15 protein-coding genes are annotated in these 18507 nt (G+C 71.5%); 8 read left to right on the top strand and 7 right to left on the bottom strand.

Going from position 1 to position 18507, the window contains the following annotated elements; translation table 11 throughout:
- Positions 1 to 55 precede the first annotated feature (55 nt).
- On the bottom strand, positions 56 to 832 hold the full coding sequence (locus tag Apa02nite_RS13315; RefSeq protein ID WP_203825287.1) for a deoxyribonuclease IV: 777 nt from the start codon (positions 830 to 832) through the stop codon (positions 56 to 58).
- 129 nt (positions 833 to 961) lie between these two features.
- Between Apa02nite_RS13315 and Apa02nite_RS13310 the strand changes: the two genes are divergently transcribed.
- The 5 genes from Apa02nite_RS13310 (at position 962) to rplI (ending at position 3950) form a co-directional block, all read left to right on the top strand.
- Positions 962 to 1957, top strand: coding sequence for a hypothetical protein (locus tag Apa02nite_RS13310; protein ID WP_203825286.1), 996 nt, complete (start codon positions 962 to 964; stop codon positions 1955 to 1957).
- 311 nt (positions 1958 to 2268) lie between these two features.
- The gene (gene rpsF / locus Apa02nite_RS13305; RefSeq protein WP_067702088.1) at positions 2269 to 2559 is read left to right on the top strand and encodes a 30S ribosomal protein S6; all 291 of its coding nucleotides are present in this window, start codon (positions 2269 to 2271) and stop codon (positions 2557 to 2559) included.
- 66 nt (positions 2560 to 2625) lie between these two features.
- Entirely contained in the window at positions 2626 to 3204 is a 579-nt protein-coding gene (locus Apa02nite_RS13300; protein ID WP_067702091.1) for a single-stranded DNA-binding protein, read from the top strand.
- A gap of 42 nt (positions 3205 to 3246) precedes the next feature.
- Entirely contained in the window at positions 3247 to 3486 is a 240-nt protein-coding gene (gene rpsR / locus Apa02nite_RS13295; RefSeq protein WP_007073789.1) for a 30S ribosomal protein S18, read from the top strand.
- A 14-nt stretch (positions 3487 to 3500) separates the two neighbouring features.
- The gene (gene rplI / locus Apa02nite_RS13290; protein ID WP_067702094.1) at positions 3501 to 3950 is read left to right on the top strand and encodes a 50S ribosomal protein L9; all 450 of its coding nucleotides are present in this window, start codon (positions 3501 to 3503) and stop codon (positions 3948 to 3950) included.
- Between the two features lie 132 nt (positions 3951 to 4082).
- Here the strand turns inward: rplI and Apa02nite_RS13285 are convergent, their stop codons facing one another.
- Positions 4083 to 4589, bottom strand: coding sequence for a hypothetical protein (locus Apa02nite_RS13285; RefSeq protein WP_203825285.1), 507 nt, complete (start codon positions 4587 to 4589; stop codon positions 4083 to 4085).
- Positions 4590 to 4636: 47 nt separating this feature from the next.
- On the bottom strand, positions 4637 to 9628 hold the full coding sequence (locus Apa02nite_RS13280) for a hypothetical protein (protein ID WP_203825284.1): 4992 nt from the start codon (positions 9626 to 9628) through the stop codon (positions 4637 to 4639).
- A 509-nt stretch (positions 9629 to 10137) separates the two neighbouring features.
- Between Apa02nite_RS13280 and dnaB the strand changes: the two genes are divergently transcribed.
- Positions 10138 to 11571, top strand: a complete 1434-nt coding sequence (gene dnaB, locus Apa02nite_RS13275) for a replicative DNA helicase (protein ID WP_203825283.1) — start codon at positions 10138 to 10140, stop codon at positions 11569 to 11571.
- Between the two features lie 183 nt (positions 11572 to 11754).
- Here dnaB and Apa02nite_RS13270 read toward each other — a convergent pair whose 3' ends face one another.
- From Apa02nite_RS13270 to Apa02nite_RS13255, 4 genes are all read right to left on the bottom strand, one after another.
- Positions 11755 to 12096 (bottom strand): YbaB/EbfC family nucleoid-associated protein, encoded by a 342-nt coding sequence (locus tag Apa02nite_RS13270; RefSeq protein ID WP_203825282.1) that lies wholly within the window; start codon positions 12094 to 12096, stop codon positions 11755 to 11757.
- 746 nt (positions 12097 to 12842) lie between these two features.
- On the bottom strand, positions 12843 to 13253 hold the full coding sequence (locus Apa02nite_RS13265) for a TFIIB-type zinc ribbon-containing protein (RefSeq protein WP_067702108.1): 411 nt from the start codon (positions 13251 to 13253) through the stop codon (positions 12843 to 12845).
- Between the two features lie 23 nt (positions 13254 to 13276).
- Positions 13277 to 14545, bottom strand: a complete 1269-nt coding sequence (locus Apa02nite_RS13260) for a glycosyltransferase 87 family protein (RefSeq protein WP_239164293.1) — start codon at positions 14543 to 14545, stop codon at positions 13277 to 13279.
- Complete coding sequence (locus Apa02nite_RS13255) at positions 14542 to 17070, bottom strand: putative bifunctional diguanylate cyclase/phosphodiesterase (RefSeq protein WP_203825281.1); 2529 nt, start codon at positions 17068 to 17070, stop codon at positions 14542 to 14544. The genes Apa02nite_RS13260 and Apa02nite_RS13255 overlap by 4 nt, the downstream gene beginning before the upstream one ends.
- Before the next feature lie 461 nt (positions 17071 to 17531).
- On the opposite strand from Apa02nite_RS13255, the gene moaC reads away from it, so the two are divergent.
- Together moaC and Apa02nite_RS13245 are read left to right on the top strand one after the other, a co-directional pair.
- On the top strand, positions 17532 to 18023 hold the full coding sequence (gene moaC, locus Apa02nite_RS13250; protein WP_067702114.1) for a cyclic pyranopterin monophosphate synthase MoaC: 492 nt from the start codon (positions 17532 to 17534) through the stop codon (positions 18021 to 18023).
- A complete protein-coding gene (locus Apa02nite_RS13245; RefSeq protein ID WP_203825280.1) occupies positions 18020 to 18493 on the top strand; it encodes a MogA/MoaB family molybdenum cofactor biosynthesis protein in 474 nt (157 codons plus the stop codon). The genes moaC and Apa02nite_RS13245 overlap by 4 nt, the downstream gene beginning before the upstream one ends.
- Positions 18494 to 18507: the final 14 nt, after the last annotated feature.

Below are 18507 nucleotides of genomic sequence, written 5' to 3'. Positions count from 1 at the left end.
ACCTGATCGAGAGCGATGGCGGCTGCTCGGACATGACCCTCCCCGGACCCGTTCGTCAGGCGCCCGACCGCTCCCGCAGCAGGGCGATATCAGCGCTCTGACCTTCCACCCCGCCCGGAGTCTCCACAATGGCCGGGGCCCCGGAGGCGCGGATGGCGGCGACCACCAACTCGGGGTCGATCTTCCCATTACCCAGGTTGTCGTGCCGGTCCTGGCCCGAGTCGAATCCGCCCTTGGAGTCGTTGGCGTGGATCAGGTCGATCCGGCCAGTGATCGCCTTGACTCGGTCGACGATGTTCAGCAGGTCTTCGCCGCCGGCGAACGCGTGGCAGGTGTCCAGGCAGAAGCCCGCGCCGAACGAGCCGACCGCGTCCCAGAGCCGGGCCAGGTCGTCGAAACGGCGGGCGCACGCGTTGTCACCACCGGCGGTGTTCTCGATCAGGATCGGGAGGGGGAGGCCGCCCTCCTTCTCCGCGTACTCAAAAGCTTTTCGCCAATTGACGAACCCGGCGTCGAGATCGGCGCCCGCGCCGACGTGCCCGCCGTGCACGATCAGACCTTTCGCGCCGAGCTCGGCGGCGGCCCGGGCGTGCGCCAGCAGCAGCTTGCGGCTCGGGATGCGGATCCGGTTGTTGGGCGAGGCGACGTTCACGATGTAGGGCGCGTGGATGTAGATGTCCACCTCGGAGGCCCGCAGCTCGGCCGCGTCGTCGCGCGGTGTCGGGCTCTTGTAACCCTGCGGGTCGGTGAGGAAGAACTGCACCGCCTCGGCGCCGCGAGCAGCGGCCTCGACCAGCGGGTCAGTGGGGTCGACATGGGCTCCGATGCGCATGCCACGAGCCTACGACGCCGGTCCGACACTTTCCGCCGAGCGTCACCGGCCTCCGCTACGCGTCGTTAGCCCCATCGATCACGTTTGACCGTTTGCCGGTCGAGGCCGGTGCCGAACTGGGGAGAGTGCATGGCGCGGCGGTTCCGATACCGGGTGGCGGCACTCGTCGCCAGCGGTCTGCTCCTCGGCTTGCCGCTGCTCAGCACCGGTACGGCGAGCGCCGACCAGTTCGAACCGGGCGATCGCCGGGTGACCTTCGGCGGGGGGGTGCTCGGCCTCTCCTGCAGCTCCCAGCCCAGTGTCGAGAAGCTGACGGTGCCCGCGGACAGCACGCTGCACGTGGTCAACCGGACCGGTCACGACGCCCGGCTGGAATTGGCGGGTGCCTCGAAGGGTGTCATTCCGGACGACGGCGCGGCCGAGGTGCTGTTCCGCCGCGGTACCACTCCGGTGCTGCTCACCCCGGACTGCACGGGCGCCGACGACCCGGTCCCGATGCTGGTCACCGCGGTGCCGTCGGCCGCGGCGTCGCTGGCCAACCCGGCTCCCGGCGATTCCGACTCGGCCGGCACGTCGTCGATGGGCACCGGCTCGTCCGGCAACTCGTCGGTGTCCGGCTCCGCGCGGCCGACCGACCGGCCACCGCGCTCCCGGCCGACCCGTACCTCGGCGGACTCCACCCGCGCCGGCCTGCGGGTACCTGACGACGACCGCCCGTCCACCCCGGCGCGGGACACGACGAGCGCGGCCACCGCGACGCCACGCGACGATCAACCCCACAAGATCAAGAGCAAGGCTTCGCGTACGGCGGACACCGCCGCCTCGGCGTTCGCCGGAATGCCGCCGGGCGACCGTGCGTCGATGGCGCCTGCCGACCCCGCGTCGGTGACCGGTGTGACGAGCGCCGACCCGGTCGTGCCGGGGTTCGAGGACTCGCCGGGCGCGGAAGCGGACCGTCCCCTCGCCGCTCCGGCGGCCGAACCGGTCGCCGCGCTGCAGCCGCTGCGTACCACCCGGCCGATCGGGCTGCTCGGGCTGACCGCGATCGTTTGTGTGCTAGGTGTTCTTACCGCCGCGATTCGGGCAATCGTGTCGCAACGTGCATCCCGGGCAAATCTGGCGTAAGCTTCGGCTCATAAGGCTCCGCGGGGCGACCGCGTCCACCTCATCGGTGTGGTCGTTCCTCCCCAGGTCCCACCCAACGAACCGGACCGGACGCCCCGCGGCTCTGCATGACGAAAGACCCCGTCCACGGACGGGGTCTTTCGTTTTGGGCTGGAGGCCACCTCGTGGGTATGCTGGCTCGGTTCGCAGTCTGAACCGCCGTGGGCGTGCCTCTCGAGGCGTTCTCTCTCCCACGGCTTTCTGCTGCGTGCGACTCAAGACCTCCTGCCACGGAGAGACCGTGGCCGCAAAGCCCATAGGAGGTGAATGTCTTGCGTCATTACGAACTCATGGTGATCCTCGATCCTTCGCTCGAGGAGCGCACCGTAGCCCCGTCGCTCGACCAGTACCTGAACGTCATCAGGACTGCCGGCGGCTCGGTGGAGAAGCTCGACGTCTGGGGCCGTCGCCGGCTCTCGTTCGAGATCAACAAGAAGGCTGAAGGCATCTACGCGGTCGTCGATCTGCAGGCGACGCCCGAGGCCGTGGTCGAGCTGGACCGTCAGCTCAAGCTCAACGAGTCCATTCTGCGGACCAAGGTCATCCGTCCCGAGACCCGCTGAGTCGTTTTTTGTCAGAGGGTCCTGAGACCCTTTGTCTCAACGACTTGAGCGGCGAGGAGAAGTTTCATGGCTGGAGAAACCGTAATCACGGTTGTTGGCAACCTGGTCAACGACCCTGAGCTGCGCTTCACCAATTCGGGTGCTGCGGTCTGTTCGTTCCGCATCGCCTCCACCCCGCGGACTCTGGACCGGCAGTCGGGCGAATGGAAAGACGGCGAGCCACTCTTCCTCTCGTGCAGTGTCTGGCGTGACGCCGCCGAGCACGTCTCCGAGTCGCTGCAGCGCGGCGCTCGGGTGATCGTGCAGGGCCGGCTGCGCCAGCGTTCGTACGACACCAAAGAGGGAGAGAAGCGCACCGTCATGGAGCTCGAGGTCGACGAGATCGGCCCGTCTCTGCGCTACGCCACGGCGAAGGTGCAGAAGGCGAGTCGCTCCGGCGGCGGCGGGGGTGGCTTCGGCGCCTCCGGTGGTGGCGGTGGCGGCGGTGGCAACCGGCAGCAGCCCGGTGGCGGTGGCCAGCAGTCCGGTGGCGGCGGCGGTCGGAGCAACGACTTCGACGACCCGTGGGCATCGGCGGCTCCGGCCTCCAGCAACCGTTCCGGCGGTGGCGGCAACTCCTCGTTCGACGACGAGCCTCCCTTCTAAGCCTTCGGGCTTTCTTGTTTCTTGAGTTCAGGAGTAAGAGCTATGGCTAAGGCTGCGGCGCTTCGCAAGCCGAAGAAGAAGGTGAACCCGCTCGACAAGGACGGGATCACCTACATCGACTACAAGGACACCGCGCTCCTGCGGAAGTTCATCTCGGACCGCGGCAAGATTCGTGCCCGCCGCGTCACCGGTGTGACCTCGCAGCAGCAGCGACAGATCGCCCGCGCGGTTAAGAACGCCCGCGAGATGGCGCTTCTGCCGTACACGGCTACGGCTCGCTGAGGAGGATCACCCAAATGAAGATCATCCTCACGCAGGAAGTGTCCGGCCTGGGCACCCCCGGCGACATCGTCGAGGTGAAGAACGGTTACGGCCGCAACTACCTGCTTCCGCAGGGCTTTGCGATCCAGTGGACCAAGGGCGCCGAGAAGCAGGTTGTGGTGATCAAGCGGGCCCGCGAGGCTCGCGAGATCCGTGACCTGGGCCAGGCGAACGAGGTCAAGACCCAGCTGTCCAGCCTCAAGGTCGCGCTGAGCGCGCGGGCCGGCAAGGACGGGCGTCTGTTCGGCTCGATCACCCCGGCTGAGGTCGTCACCGCGGTGAAGACCGCCGGTGGCCCCGCGCTGGACCGTCGTCGTCTCGAGCTCCCGGGTCACATCAAGACCACGGGCTCGTACAACGTCCTGGTCAAGCTGCACCCCGAGGTGACCGCCACGTTCCCGGTGAACGTGGTCGCCGCCAAGTAACACCCCGCACCACAGCGAACGGCATGCCGGATCACCGGCATGCCGTTTCGTCTTTCTCCCTGCCGATGGCTGGTCCTCAGGGGTGCCTCCACGACGTGGAGACACCCCTGAGAGCCCCACGGCCTTCCGGGGTCAGGGCTGCTGGTGCAGGAACCGTTCGATCCGGCGCAGATCGCGGGCGCGCAGACCGCGGCCGGCGTCCGGGCTGATCAGCAGGGCGCCGCCGGTGGCCGCCCACGGGGCGCAGACGTCGGCGTGCACGTCGATCTCCACGTCGTCGGTCCAGATCAGGCGCCGACCGGCGGCGATCACCCGCTGGGCGGCGGCGAGCTTCGCCAGGGAAGCGTCCAGGCCGGTGAACGGCTCGGTGAAGGCGCGCGGCAACTCCGGCAGGCCGAGCGCCTGTTCCAGGGCGGGGGCGTCGCTGCACCAGGTGCTGCACCAGGTCACCTCGGCCCGGCCGGTCACGTGCAGGCGGCCGATCGCGTCGATCAGGCGTGGCTCGTAGCGGATCCGATAGTCGTAGGCGTCCGCAGTGGAGTAGACCTGGATGACGCGGGGCGCGGAGTACCAGCCGGCGCGGTAGGCGTTCAGCACGCCGTCGACGTCGAGCAGCCACACGGGCGGGTCCGGGGTCACGGCGTATGAACGTACGGGAAAAGTGCGGCCCGGAGGAGAAGCGGTCCTCAGCTGAGGCTGTTGCCGCTGATGGCGGATGCCAGGACGGTGGCGAGGCCGCCGCCGACGACCGCGGCGGCCAGGCCGACGCTGGCGGACTTCCACGCCGTGGTGGCGAAGCGCAGGCCGAACGCGACGACGATGCTCAGCGCCAGCGAGATGCCGAACTGCGGGGCGGCGCTGGCCAGGGTCTTCAGGGCGTTGGTGCGCTGGTCGGAGTTGAGCAGGAACATGCCGAGGACGAAGAGGACCAGGGGCACGCCGTACCAGACGACGGTGTAGCCGACCGCGGCCAGCGGGCTGCTGGATTTCTCCTCGTCCTCGTCCTCGTCCGGGTTGAGCAGGTCACTCTGCTTGCCGGAGAGCACGCCGCTGCTGACCGGGCGGCGCTCGTAGGAGCCGGTGCTCTCGAACAGCGCGCTGCTCACGCCGCGGCGCGGCGGCCAGACGTTGTCGGCGTCCGGGGCGTCGGCCTGCGGCGTGCCGATCAGTGAGGTGGCGCCCATCGCCAGGTTGGCGTTGCCGGCGACCGCGGCTGACCCGTTCGGCCGGAACGGCGGGAAGCTGGAGGTGCTGAAGCGCTGCGCCTCGCCGTCGCCGACCTCGGCGCTCAGCTCGCGGCGCCAGTCGTCGGGGGCCGGTGCTTCGCCGGTCGCGCGGTACCCGGTGCTGCCGGCGGCCGGTGCGGCGCCGGAGGTGGGCGCCGCGCTCATGTCGGCCCGCCAGTCGGCGCCGGCGGTGGCGCGGTACCCGGCCGCACCCGAGGTGGGAGCGGCGGCGGTGCCGGCCGTGAGGTCAGCGCGCCAGTCGGCGGCAGGCACCGGGGGGATGGCGGCGACCGCGGTGGCGCCGGCGGTCAGGTCGGCGCGCCAGTCGGCGCCGGGTGCGGCCGGAGCGGTTCCGGCTGCCGGGCCGCCGGTGAGATCGGCGCGCCAGTCGGCGGCGGGCACGGGAGGGATGGCGGCGACCGCGGTGGCGCCGGCGGTCAGGTCGGCGCGCCAGTCGGCGCCGGGTGCTGCCGGGGCCGGGGCGGCCGGGGCAGCGCCGCCGCCGTTCAGCTCGGCGCGCCACTCGTTGCCGGGCGTGGCGGTGGCGCGGTAGCCGGAGACCGGCGCGGCGCTGGTGGTGACCCCGCTGCCGCCGTTGAGGCCGGACCGCCAGTCGGTGTCGGGCGTGGCGGCGGCACGGTACCCCGCGGCGCCGGAGACCGGTGCCGCGGTGCTGCCGGTGAGGTCGGCACGCCAGTCCGCGCCGGGCTCGGCGCGAGGCGCGGTGCCGCCCGAGGCTGCACCGTTGGTGGGGGCGTCGCTGTCGGCGTTGGCGCGCCAGCCGCCCCCGTCCGGCGCGCCGCCGTTGCTGTAACCGGTATCCGGGTCGGCGCCACGGCGATAACCGCCGCTGCCCTGCCCTGAGCCGTTCCGTCCGGGTGCTGGGCCGCTGCCGTCGTTCCACGAGCCTGGCGGCCGCCGATCGTCGCGGCCACGGCCGCCACCACCGCCGAAGGGCGGATCGTCGCGGCCGTCATAGCCACGGCCGCCGCCGTACGGTGGCTCGTCCTGATCGTCGCGACGGCGCGGAAGCCCGAAGCCGTCCGGTCCGGGCATCTCCGGTCCGCCGGCCTGGTCGGACCATGACGACGGGCCGGCCGGCAGCTCACGCTGCGCGCCGTAAGGAGGTTTGCGCGGGTCGACGCCGTAGCCGTTCGGCTCCTCGCGCCGGGTCGGGCCGGCCGGCAACGCCCGGGCGCTGCTCACCCGGCGCTGGTCGCCCCAGGACGAGCCGTCAGGCTCGGGACCGCCGTAGCCGGGCGCGCCGGCTCGACGGGCGCCACGACCGGTGTCGGACCAGCCGGAACCCTCCGGATCCGGGCCGCCGTAGCCGGGTGCACTGGAGCGGCGCGGGCCGTCCTGCTCGGGGTTGCCGTAGCCGGGTGCACCGGAGCGGCGCGGGCCGTCCTGCTCCGGGCCGCCGTAGCCGGGTGCGCCGGATCGGCGCTGGTCACGGCTGCCGCGATCCGGCTCGGGGCCGCCGTAACCACCCTGACCCGCACCGTTGTAGCCGCCCTGAGCGAGACCGCCGTAGCCGTTCTGCTCGGGACCGCCGTAGCCGTTGGGCTCCGGGTCGCCGTAGCCGTTCTGACCGGCGTCGGCGTAGCCGGACCGACGCGGGGCACGGTCGGGCTCGGCCCAGCCGGCCGGCTCCTGGGCGCCGTAGGCCGACTGGCGCGGAATGCGATCGGTCTCGGGCCGCGGCGAACGGCCGGCGGGCAGCTCACGAGGCTGCTGAGCGCCATAACCGGGCTCGGCGTAGCCGGACTGCTCGCCTCGGCCGTCGGAGCGTCCTGCGGGCAGCTCACGCTGAGATCCCTGGCGGGGCGGCATCGGGCCCTGGCGCCAGCCACCGGTGGCGTAGTCGTCCTCCGGACCGCCGCGAGCCTGACGGCCCGGCCAGCCTTCCGGTTCCGGGTCCGCCGCGCGGCGGCGGCCTGCGCCGTTGTCCGAGCCAAAGCCATTTCCGTACGGGTCGGAAGCGCCCCGCCCCGGCTGACCACCGTCCGGCGAATACCCCTCGCCGCGGAAGCGGCCGGAAGCGTAAGGATCGGGCTGGTCAGCGCCGTTCCAGGGTGTGCCGCCACCGTTCGGCACGGCACTGCGCGGTGTAGCCGGACCGGGCATCGCACCGCTGTTCGACCAGCCACCCTCGCCGGCGGGCATCGCACTGCGCGGCGCGGCCGGACCGGGCATCGCGCTGCGCGGAGCGGGCATGGCACTGCGCGGCGCCGGGCCGGGCATGGCGTTGCCGGGCAGCGGGCCGCCGGGCACCCCGCCGACCGGGCCGGTGGGCTCGTCGCGCTGGCCGCGTCGCCCGCCGCCACCGTCCCAACTGGCCGGCTCGGCCTGCGGCGGCTCCACGGTGCCGCCCGGCTTCTGCTGGTCACGGCGGGCCGCCTCGGCACGCCAGGCGAGCACGCGCGGGTCGTCCTCGGCCCGGCTCCACTGGCCGGTGTCCGGGTCCCGGGTCCAGCTGCTGGTGTCCTGCTCGGCGTCCCAGGACGAGGTGTCCTCGCGCCAGTTCGTCGGGTTCGCGTTGTAGCGCTTCGGCTGGCCGCCACCCCGGCCCTCGCCACGCTGCTGCTCGGGCAGGCCGCGCTGGCGTTCGGGCAGACCGCCCGGGCCGCCGCGCATGCCGCTCTGCTCGCCGCGTGAGCCGCCTTGCTCGCCGCGCATGCCGCCGGGCTCGCTGCGCATGCCGCCGGGCTCGCCGCGCTGCTGGTCGGGGAAGCCGGTCTGGTCGATGCGCAGACTGCTCTGGTCGACGCGCGGGCCATCCTGATCGCCGCGCTGCCGCCCGGGCAGACCGCGCTGCTCACCGCGCTGACGCTCGGGGAAGCCGGTCTGGTCGATGCGCGGGCTGCTCTGGTCGACGCGCTGGCGCTGGGGCAGGCCACCGGAGGCGGCGGCGCTGTCGTCCCGGATCCGGCCACTGACACCGGGCGCCGGGGCCTCGTCGGGCGCGGGGCGGCGGGACAGACGGGTGGAGGACTCCGGACGTACGCCGTACCGAATAGGGGTTTGTCCGCCACGCTCGCCGTAAGCGGCGCCGGAATCCTGAGCGGGCTGCCCCGGATAGCCGTTCTGCCCGGCATAACCGTTTTGCTCGGCGGCATAGCCGGTGGGCTGCTCCGGAACGAGACCGCGGCGCGGGGTCTCCGGATAACTCGCCTGGTCAGCCTGGTAACCGCGCCGGGCGGACCGGCTGCCCCAGGACGGGCCGGGCGCGCCCGGATCGCCGGACTGCGCACCCGGGCCGAGCTGCATGCTGCCGGTGTCGGTGTGGTCGGCCCAGTCGTCCTCGGACGAGGTGCCGGACCAGCCGCTGCCGCCGGAGGGCTGGCCCTCGGGCTCGGGCGCACGCCGACGGCCGCGCCGGGTGGACCACTCCGGGTCGGTGCCACGGCGCCAGGCGGCCCGGTCGTCCTCCCGGACGAAGTGCCGGCCGTCGTCGCGCGGACCGGTCTGCCAACCGGGGCCGTCGGGGCGTTCCCAGCCGCCGACGTCGGTGGTGTTCTCACCGGGCGAACGGCGGCTGTCGCTCCAGGACGGGGCCGCGGCGGCGCTCTCGGTGGACCAGGCGCCGCTCGCCGAGGCGGACGACGACCGGGAGTCGGACGGCTGCTGCCAGGACGGCGTGGCCGGCCGCGAGTCGCCGGACCGCTGCCAGGACGGCGTGGACGGCGGCTGCTGCGAGGACGGCTGCTGCCACGACGGGGTGGACGGCGGCTGCTGCTGGGACGGCTGCTGCCACGACGGCGTGGACGGCGCGGACTGCTGCTGGGACGACGGCTGCTGCCAGGACGGCGTCTGGCCGGGCTGCTGCCAGGACGGGGTCTGCTGGCTCGGCTGCTGCCACGACGGCGTCTGCGCGGGCGGCTGCTGCCAGGACGGCGTCTGGGAACCCGAGCTGCTCCAGGTCTGCTCGACCGGGGTGGTCGCGGCCCGGCCGGTGTCCGCGTCGCGGCGCCAGGACGGGGTCTCCGACCAGCTGGACGAGATGTCCCGGCTGCTCTCCCGGTCGCGGCTGCCGTCGCGGCCGGAGCCGGACTCCAGGGCCGGGGTCGGCCAGGCGGTGCCGGAGATGGTCGGGCGGATCAGATCGGCGGCGGGGGTGCCGGGCGGCGCGTCGGCGGGGTCGTCGCCGGGCTGCCACGCCTCGGTGGTGGAACGCCAGACGTGCGAGCCGGTGGACGAGCGCCACTCGGTGGTCTGCCGCCAGCGTGCGCCGGTGGCCCGCCACTCCGAGGTCTGGGTGCGCCAGCCGGCGCCGTCGGCCGGGAACGTGGGCCGGCCGGTGGCGGCGACGTCGGACCAGCGGTTCGCCGGCTCGATGGCGTGACCGCCGCCACCGCCGGAATACGGCTCGAGGTCGCCCTGCTGGTCACCCTGCTGCGCCCACGCGTCCGCGCGGCGCTGCCAGGTGAGTGCTTCGGGGCTCGGCGTCATGCTGCCGGTGTCGGTCAGAGCCGACCAACTGGGCTCTGACTCGTTGATCTCCGGCTCTCGGGTGGGCCAAGGGTCCGCACCGCGCCGATCGCGCGACATGCGGGCACCGTAGTCCCACTCCCGTTGGTCCACCTGAAAAGGGTGACGTGCCGAAGGCGGAACCGCAACGCCTCACAGCGACAGCTTGCTCACCCGACCCGGTATTTTCCCAGATCTATCAGCTTTTCTGCCCTCCACAGGTCGCGTCCAGAAAAGTGCTGCTGAGACTCTTTCCCCAAGAGTTGTCCACATGGTGTGCACAGGCTTGCCCACAGCTGAGGGGGTCCTGTCCACAGGTTGTCCCAAGACTCGTCCACCGCGGCAGTTGGGCTGGTGGCAGCAGGGTTCGTAGAGTGGTCCCGCCCTCTGATCGACCGCTCCGGCTGAACTTGAAGCGAGATCGGCCGAAGAGGTCGTACGAGGGCTGTTCGATCATGATCGTGGCAGGGCCAACTAAGGGGGATGTCCCGGTGTCGATCACCGACGACGCACGACCGGAACCTCGTCCCTCATCTCAGCCGTCCGGGGGACCCCGAAACGGCGGCTCCGGCCGGTCCGAGTCGCCGAACGGCGGACAGTACGACAAGGCGCCGCCACAGGACGTGGCCGCCGAGCAGGGCGTGCTGGGCGGCATGCTGCTCTCCAAGGACGCGATCGCCGACGTCGTCGAGATCCTCAAGACCAACGACTTCTACCGCCCGGTCCACGCCACCATCTACGACATCATTCTCAATCTGTACGGGCGGGGAGAGCCGGCCGACGCGCTGACCGTCGCGGCCGCCCTGGCCGACAGCGGGGACCTGCAGCGGATCGGCGGCGTGCCCTATCTGCACACGCTGATCGAGAGCGTGCCGACCGCGGCCAACGCGTCGTACTACGCCCGGATCGTCTCGGAACGGGCGATCCTGCGCCGGGTGGTCGAGGCCGGCACCAAGATCGTGCAGCTGGGGTATGGCGCCGGCGGCAACGGCGGCCGCGACGTGGACGACATCGTTGACCTGGCCCAGCAGGCCATCTACGACGTCACCGAGAAACGGGTCAGCGAAGACTTCGCGGCGCTCGGCGACATGCTCCAGCCGACGCTCGACGAGATCGAGGCGGTCGGCGCCTCGGGCGGCGTGATGAGCGGTGTTCCGACCGGCTTCGCCGACCTGGACCGCCTGCTCAACGGCCTGCACGCTGGTCAGTTGATCATCGTGGCCGGTCGGCCCGGTCTGGGCAAGTCGACGGCGAGCATGGACTTCGCCCGGAACGCGGCGATCCGGCACGGGCACGCCAGCGCCATCTTCTCGCTGGAAATGAGCAAGATCGAGATGGTGATGCGGCTGCTCTCCGCCGAGGCGCGCGTGCCGCTGCACACCCTCCGTTCGGGACAGCTCTCCGACGACGACTGGACCAAGCTGGCCCGGCGGATGGGCGAGATCAGCGAGGCGCCGATCTTCGTCGACGACACCCCCAACATGAACCTCATGGAGATCCGGGCCAAGGCGCGCCGGCTCAAGCAGCGGCACAACCTGAAGCTGCTGGTCATCGACTATCTCCAGCTGATGTCCTCGCCGAAGAAGACCGAGAGCCGGCAGCAGGAGGTCTCCGAGCTCTCCCGTGGTCTGAAGCTGCTGGCCAAGGAGATCGAGTGCCCGGTGATCGGGGTGAGCCAGCTGAACCGTGGCCCCGAGCAGCGCACCGACAAGCGGCCCCAGCTGTCCGACCTGCGTGAGTCCGGCTCGATCGAGCAGGACGCGGACGTGGTGATCCTGCTGCACCGTGACGACTACTACGACAAGGAGTCACCGCGCGCCGGCGAGGCCGACTTCATCGTGGCCAAGCACCGTAACGGCCCGACGGACACGATCACGGTGGCGGCGCAGCTGCACCTGTCCCGCTTCGTGGATATGGCCATTTAGGACGGTTTGTGCTGGTGGGGCGTGGCCGGGTGGCCGGGCCTCACCGGGCGGCGCCGGAGCAGCGGCATCGGAGCGGCGGCGCTGCGGGCGGCTGTGCTGGAGCAGCGGGGCCGCTGAGGGCGGCGCTGGAGCGGGTGGGGCCGCAGGGGTGGCGCTGGAGGGGCGGCGCTGGGCGGTGGCCGGTCAGGCGGGATCGTCCGGCGGGCGGTGGGTGGTGACCAGGCGCTCGACCTGGCGGTGTTTGCCGGCTGAGGCGTGCTGGACCGTCTCGACGATGATCCGGGCCAGGGTTTCGACGTTCCACTCGCGGCAGGCCTGATGGTCGAGCTGGAGCCCGATGAGCTCACCGTCGGCGTTCACGGTCGCCCGGACGGCGCCGTCTGAGGAATCCGCGCTCACCTGCATGGTGGCGAGGCTGCGCTGTAGTTCGTCCACTCCGGAGCGTAGTTCTTCATACCGGCCGTAGACGTCTTCGAGATCGTTCCGCAGGGCCTGACTTGCCGCGCGATCAGCGGTTTCAGTCACGGTTCTTCCTCCGTTCGCCGCGACAGGGGGCGACGTGACAATACCCAAGATCCGCGACGTTGCGTATTCCAATGACTTCGTAACGCGAACGAAAAGAGAGAGCTATCGAAATAGCTCACTCTTAAGTGACGGATCGACTCCGGTTTGTGGTCACTGAGCGTGATCAATGCCACTGTGGCTGGTCGGCGGTCTTGTCGGTGATGCGACGGCCGGGGTCAGTTGCCGCTGGTCGCGGTGCCGGGCACGAGAGGGGCGGCCGCGGGGGCGCTGGGGGCCGCATGGTTGCTCTCGGTCAAGAGCGGTCGAGCGCGGCCGGGAGGTGCGCGTCAGTGACGTCGCCGGGCCGTCCCAATTCGCGGGCGGTTCCGTAACACCGATGAGACGTCGATGGTGACGCCCGCCGCTCCCGTTGCCGAATCGGCTGGTCGCGGCCCTACCGATCAGCGGCCGGCGAGATCCGAATGGTCCAGGGCCGCCTCGGCGATCAGGGTGGGGAGAAATTCGGGAATGGCCGGAACAAGACCCTGAGTGACGATCCGCCGCGACCGCCGCCTGAACGCGCGACGACTCGCCCGCCCGGCCCGGCCGGGGCGCGACGACCGGCCCGGTCGGGATGCGCGACGACCCGCCTTGGCCGGGACGCGACGACCGGCCCGGCCTGGATGCGCGACGACCCGCCCCGGCCCGGGGGAACCGGGCTGGAGCGGGTCGGTCAGCAAATGAGCAGGACTACCGAACGAGAGCGATCAGTCGAACAGGTCGTGGAGGAAGCCCCGGCGACGGTAGTGGCCGTGGTGCTGGCGGTAGTGGCCGTGGTGTCCGTAACGCGGCGCGGCCGGCGGGTAGTGCGCGGCCGGCGGGTAGGCGACCGGCGGGGCGTGGTGAACCGGGGCGCCGTAGGGCGGCGGGGGCGGCGGAGCATACCCACCGTGGCCGCCATGCGGCTGCTGCTGCGGCGGCGGGGGCGGCGGCGGGGTGTGCGAGGCAGGGCCCGGCGCCGACGAAGAACGGTTGAAGTTGGCCTCAGCGGTGAAGAGTTTTTCCAGCTCGCCACGGTCAAGGAAGATGCCGCGGCATTCCGTGCACTGGTCGATCGTGACGCCGCTGCGCTCGTAGACCCGCATCTCACCGTGGCACTTGGGACAGGTCATCTGCATCTCATTGACGGTACAAGGCTGTGTCATCCGATGGGGCGGAAGAACCTGTGCGCTTTCTGTGGACCAGCCAGAAGAGGGCCCGCCGGAAGAGAAAGGGCCGGCGCCCAGAGCAGCAGCGCCACCGGGTAGAGCAGGTACCCGAACCGGGTGGTGGGCATCAGCAGGATCGCGGCGAGCAGACCCCACCCGCAGAACAGCGCGGCGGCGCCGGCGTCGCGGGGCGGGTGCCGCACCAGCCGCCACGCGATCACCAGGGCCGCGACGCCGAGCAGCCCGCCGGCCAGGATGTGTCCGCCGGGCAGGTTCTCGGCGATCAGGTAGCCGGGGAACGGTGACTGCGCCGGGCTGGTCACCAGGCCGTGCCCGAGCGGGAACCGGAGCACGTTCTCGATCAGCGAGTCCGCGTTCACCAGCAGCGGCGGGAACAGGGCCAGGATCGGCAGGCCGAGCGCGAACGGAAGCATGCGACGGCCCCGGCCGCTGACCACGGCCAGCACGACCAGCACCGCGACGACCGGGAAGGCGAACAGCTTGGCGGACGCGGCAAGACCGACCGCGACACCGGACCAGCCGAATCGACCGCCGGCGGCCAGGGCCAGCGCGAGCAGGCACAGTGCGAGCACCGGGATGTCGTCGCCGCCCGTCGCCAGGGTCAGTGCGGTCACCGGGAGGACGGTTGCCGCCTGGATCGCCCGTACCGGAAAGGGGTTGCAAAAACGCAGGGCCGTGACCAGCGCGACCACCGTGACCAGCGCGAACCAGATCCGCGCGTCGGTCCACCAGTGGTCACCGGCGAACGCCCGCGGCAGGCCGAAGATCGCCATGCCGGGCTGGTACGGCCGGTAGCCCATCAAGCGCTCGTCGAGCGGAATGGCGGCGATCTCAGCGCGACTCAGGTACGGCGTCCCGTGCTCCAGCAGCGACCGGCCCATCGACTCGACGACCAGCACCTCTTCCTGCGCCCGGTCGGTGCGCCCGCCGGCCCGCTGCACCGCCTCCACGACCAGCGGCACCAGCGCGACAGCCGACCAGGTCAGCCAGGTCAGCCCGGCCCGGAAGCGATCCGCGGCGAACGCGGTACGGCGCAGCAGCATCTGCCCGAGCACCAGCAGCGCTGCGGCCAGATAGCCCCACGCGGCGATCAACCCCCAGGCCCGATGCGGCAACAGCGTCGACGTCAGCGCGGTGACCAGGGCGAACGTGGCCGAGATCAGGTACAGCCCCAAGTCGGCCGCCAGTCCACCGGCCGCCCGGTCGATGCGCCCGAGCAGTCCGCCGGCGGGTTGTGTCACGCCGGCAAGTGTGGCAGAGAAGATCTCCCTGGCCCGGCCGACCTGCGGACCGGCATCCGCACCACCGACCCGGCATCGTGCAGCGCCGATGCCAGCACGCCGGGCCGCCCGCCGGACCCGCGCTGCAGCGTGCCGAGGAACCGGGCCGCGGACAGCGGCCGGGCGAACAGGTGGCCCTGACCGGCCGTGCAACCCAGCGCCCAGAGCGCCCGCCGCTGCGGCTCGCTCTCCACGCCCTCGGCGACGACCGTGAGGTGCAGATTGCGGGCCAGGTCGACGGTGGTCCGGACGACTGCGGCCGCCTCCGTCGAGGTCTCCACGGACGCCACGAACTCGCTGTCGATCTTGAGTTGGTGCACCGGGATGCGGGAGAGCACAGAGAGCGAGGAGACCCCGGTCCCGAAGTCGTCGACGGCCAGCCGGACCCCGGCGTTGCGCAGCTCGGCGAGCACCCGTTCGACCACGTCGAGCTGGCTGATGGTGAGGGTCTCGGCGAGCTCCAGGACCAGCTGACCGGGTGACACGTCGTGGCGTTCGAGCCGGGCCAGCACGGCGGCCGGGAAGTCCGGGTCGAGCAGGCTGCGCGGTGACACGTTCACCGCCACCGGCAGGTCGAACCCGGCCGCCCGCCAGCTCTGCATGGCCAGCAGCGACTGCTCCAGCACGGCGTCGGCGAACGCCGGCAGCTGACCGGACCGCTCCACCGTCTCGAGGAACTGCACGGTGGTGAGATCACCCTGGTCGGGGTGGTGCCAGCGGGCCAGGGCCTCGGCCGAGACCACCTCGCCGCTGCCGAGATCGACGATCGGCTGGAAGTCCACGGTGAACTCGTGCTCGCTGACCGCTCGGCGCAACTCGCCGGTGAGCATCAGCCGCTCGACGTCCGAGGTGTCCCGGGCGTGCGCGTAGATCATGGTCGGCTCGCCGGCGCGTTTCGCCTGGTACATGGCGATGTCGGCGCGCCGCATCAGCTCCTCGACGCTGCCGGTGCCGACGGCCAGCGCGATGCCGCCGGCCGCCTCGACGGTGATCCGCATGCCTTCGACCTCGATGCTGGGCTCGAGGGCGGCGAGCATCGCGGTGGCCCGGTGGTTGGCCAGGGCGGGGGTGGGCAGGCCGGTGAGCAGCACCGCGAACTCGTCGCCACCCAGCCGGGCGACCAGGTCACCGGGCGGGGCCGCCTCGTCCAGCCGGCGGGCCACCTCACGCAGCACGTCGTCGCCGGCCGCGTGGCCCAACGTGTCGTTCACCTCTTTGAAGTGGTTCAGGTCGATGATCAGCAGGGCGACGAGGCCGTCCGGCGAGGTGTCCTGGCATCGGCGCTCGGCCTGTTCGTACAGGTGGCGGCGGTTGGCCAGGCCGGTGAGCGGGTCGTGTGCGGCGGCGTAGGCGTTCTCCGCCGCGATGCGTTCGAGCTCGGCGTACGCCTGCGCGTTACGGATGGCGGTGCAGACGGCCGAGGTGAACGTACGCAATTTGTACTGCTCGAACTCGGTGAGCCGCACCGTCCCGCCGAACCGCAACCGCAGCACGCCCACCCGGGCCCCGCCCTCGTGCGCGACGAGATCCACAGTGGTCTCGTCGGCGCGGGCCGGTCCGATCGCGGGCGGGCCGTCGGTCAGCACGTGGTCCTCGGTGGCCCGGACGGTACGCCCGATGCCCCCGGTGGTCAGGTCGATGACCGCCTCGACGGCCGAGAAGATCTGTGCGGCGCGGGTCGTCGCGGAGTGCAGGACCTGGGTGAGGTCGACGGCGTTGAGCTCGTCGGTGGCCCGGGCCAGGCGCTGCCACGACTCGCGCTCCTCGCGGGTGCGGGAGCTGCGGGACTGCCACAGGTACATGCAAGCCACAACGAGCGGAGCGACCAGCAGGAGCAGCACGTTCGCGTCACTGGACAGCACCCAGAGCACCAGCAGGGTGGCACCGAGCTGGCCGAGGTACCCGATGACCTTGCCGATCCAGTTGCGCCGGGCGGCCGCCAGCACGCTGGTGCGGGTGCCGGTCGCCACCACCGGGATGAAGACCAGCTGGTCGACGAGGGTGAACACGGTGAGCGCGGCGACCAGCACCCCCACCGGGACGTACGGGTCGGTGACGCTCGGCTGGACCCCGTAGGCCGCGAAGATCGCGCCGGCCGCGCCGGCGGTCAGCGCCTCCTTGGCCACCGCGAAGACGGTTTTCTGTGCTCCGGCCCGGGTCAGCAGCCGGACGATGCCGACGCCGATCGCCGCGCACAGCGCGACCCACGGTGTCGGCACGAGCGCCAGCCCGACCAGCACCGGCATCTCGGCCCAGGCCAGGCCGTCCACGCTGGACCGCACCCGGACCGAGACGCGGAAGCGGTAGGCCGCCGCCACGGTCAGGCAGAGCAGCGTCAGGACGGCGATCGAGGGGGTCGGCGCCGGGTGGTGGTGCAGGTAGGAGATCCACCAGGCCGAGGCGCCGAGCCCCAACACGACGACGAGACCGATGAGCAGCCGAAGCCGCCGATCGGTCGCGTCGTCGTTGAAGCTGGTGTCAGGCATGACATCCTTGTCGCCGAACGCAACTGAGCCGTAGCTCAGGGTTCCAGGCTATTCATCTGCGCCGTTTTGCGCATCACTGTGGTTCAGCCCCAGTCGCCGCTACGCATGGCGTTCTCCTCATCTCGACGTCGGTGGAATCCCCCGCGAACGGGTCCGGTTCCACTAACGAGCTGGCGTTCTCTTGTGTCGCGACGAGATCGAAGATAGGCGCGCAGCGGTCCGGTTTCTAGTGAATCGTGTCGTTTTGAGCATGATGCGGAAAGCGCTCAGCATTTCGTCACCGACAGTTTCCGAATGGCAACGGAAAGCGATGGTAATAAGTTCCGATTACTATTTTCATTCCACCCCGGCAGGGTCCCTGAGCAGTGGCGGAACTCTGCGAAGGCGGTGTGGACAAAGTGTGAAGCCAATCGGGCGTTGATGCGAACGCGGTTACGTCGAACGCTCTATAAGCTCCCGGTATGCCCCAGGAAAAGCACCTGACGCACGTCGACGAGACCGGCGCAGCCCGGATGGTCGACGTGTCCGCCAAGGCGGTGAGCGTCCGCCGCGCGGTCGCGGCCGGCTCGGTCCGCACCACGCCCGCGGTGATCGAACTGCTCCGGGGCGAGAACCTGCCGAAGGGCGACGCGCTGGCGGTCGCCCGGCTCGCCGGGATCATGGGGGCCAAGCGCACCCCCGACCTCATCCCGCTCTGTCACCCGATCGGGCTGCACGGTGTCACTGTCGAGCTGGCGCTCGGCACCGACTCGGTGGAGATCACCGCGACCACCAAGACCGCCGACCGCACCGGGGTCGAGATGGAGGCGCTCACCGCGGTGGCCACGGCCGGCCTCACGATGATCGACATGATCAAGGCGGTGGACCCGGCGGCAAGCATCGAGTCGGTCCGGGTGCTCCGCAAAGAGGGCGGAAAGACCGGAGACTGGGTACGCCCGGAGGACCGGCCATGACGATCCGCGCCCGAGTGATCGTCGCGTCGAACCGGGCCGCTGCCGGGGTCTACGCCGACACCAGCGGCCCCCGCCTGGTCACCGGCCTGCGCGAACTCGGCTGCGAGGTGGGCGAACCGGTCGTGGTCCCGGACGGCGACCCGGTCACCGAGGCGCTGCGGGCCGCGCTCGCGGACGGCGTGGACGTGATCCTGACCAGCGGCGGGACCGGGGTCACCCCGACCGACCGGACCCCGGAGGCGACCCGTGGGCTGCTCGACTTCGAGGTGCCGGGCATCGCCGAGGCGATCCGGGCGTACAGCCGCGACAAGGTCCCGGCGGCCGCGCTCTCCCGTGGCCTCGCCGGGGTGGCCGGCCGGACCCTGATCGTGAACCTGCCCGGCTCGACCGGCGGCGCCAAGGACGGTCTCGCGGTCCTGGGTCCACTCCTTGCACACACCGTCGACCAGATCCGCGGCGGCGACCACTAGCGCATTAGGCTCGA

The sequence above is a fragment of the Actinoplanes palleronii genome, assembly GCF_016862315.1.
Classification (GTDB): Bacteria; Actinomycetota; Actinomycetes; order Mycobacteriales; family Micromonosporaceae; genus Actinoplanes; species Actinoplanes palleronii.
This window is presented reverse-complemented; position numbering and strand designations above follow the sequence as displayed.

What these genes read in the sequence shown, in the direction of transcription:
- Apa02nite_RS13315 (WP_203825287.1), bottom strand. Translation starts at nt 832, where the DNA reads ATGCGCATCGGAGCCCATGTCGACCCCACTGACCCGCTGGTCGAGGCC.
- Apa02nite_RS13310 (WP_203825286.1), top strand. Translation starts at nt 962, where the DNA reads ATGGCGCGGCGGTTCCGATACCGGGTGGCGGCACTCGTCGCCAGCGGT.
- Apa02nite_RS13300 (WP_067702091.1), top strand. Translation starts at nt 2,626, where the DNA reads ATGGCTGGAGAAACCGTAATCACGGTTGTTGGCAACCTGGTCAACGAC.
- rpsR (WP_007073789.1), top strand. Translation starts at nt 3,247, where the DNA reads ATGGCTAAGGCTGCGGCGCTTCGCAAGCCGAAGAAGAAGGTGAACCCG.
- rplI (WP_067702094.1), top strand. Translation starts at nt 3,501, where the DNA reads ATGAAGATCATCCTCACGCAGGAAGTGTCCGGCCTGGGCACCCCCGGC.
- Apa02nite_RS13280 (WP_203825284.1), bottom strand. Translation starts at nt 9,628, where the DNA reads ATGACGCCGAGCCCCGAAGCACTCACCTGGCAGCGCCGCGCGGACGCG.
- Apa02nite_RS13265 (WP_067702108.1), bottom strand. Translation starts at nt 13,253, where the DNA reads ATGCAGATGACCTGTCCCAAGTGCCACGGTGAGATGCGGGTCTACGAG.
- Apa02nite_RS13255 (WP_203825281.1), bottom strand. Translation starts at nt 17,070, where the DNA reads ATGCCTGACACCAGCTTCAACGACGACGCGACCGATCGGCGGCTTCGG.
- moaC (WP_067702114.1), top strand. Translation starts at nt 17,532, where the DNA reads ATGCCCCAGGAAAAGCACCTGACGCACGTCGACGAGACCGGCGCAGCC.
- Apa02nite_RS13245 (WP_203825280.1), top strand. Translation starts at nt 18,020, where the DNA reads ATGACGATCCGCGCCCGAGTGATCGTCGCGTCGAACCGGGCCGCTGCC.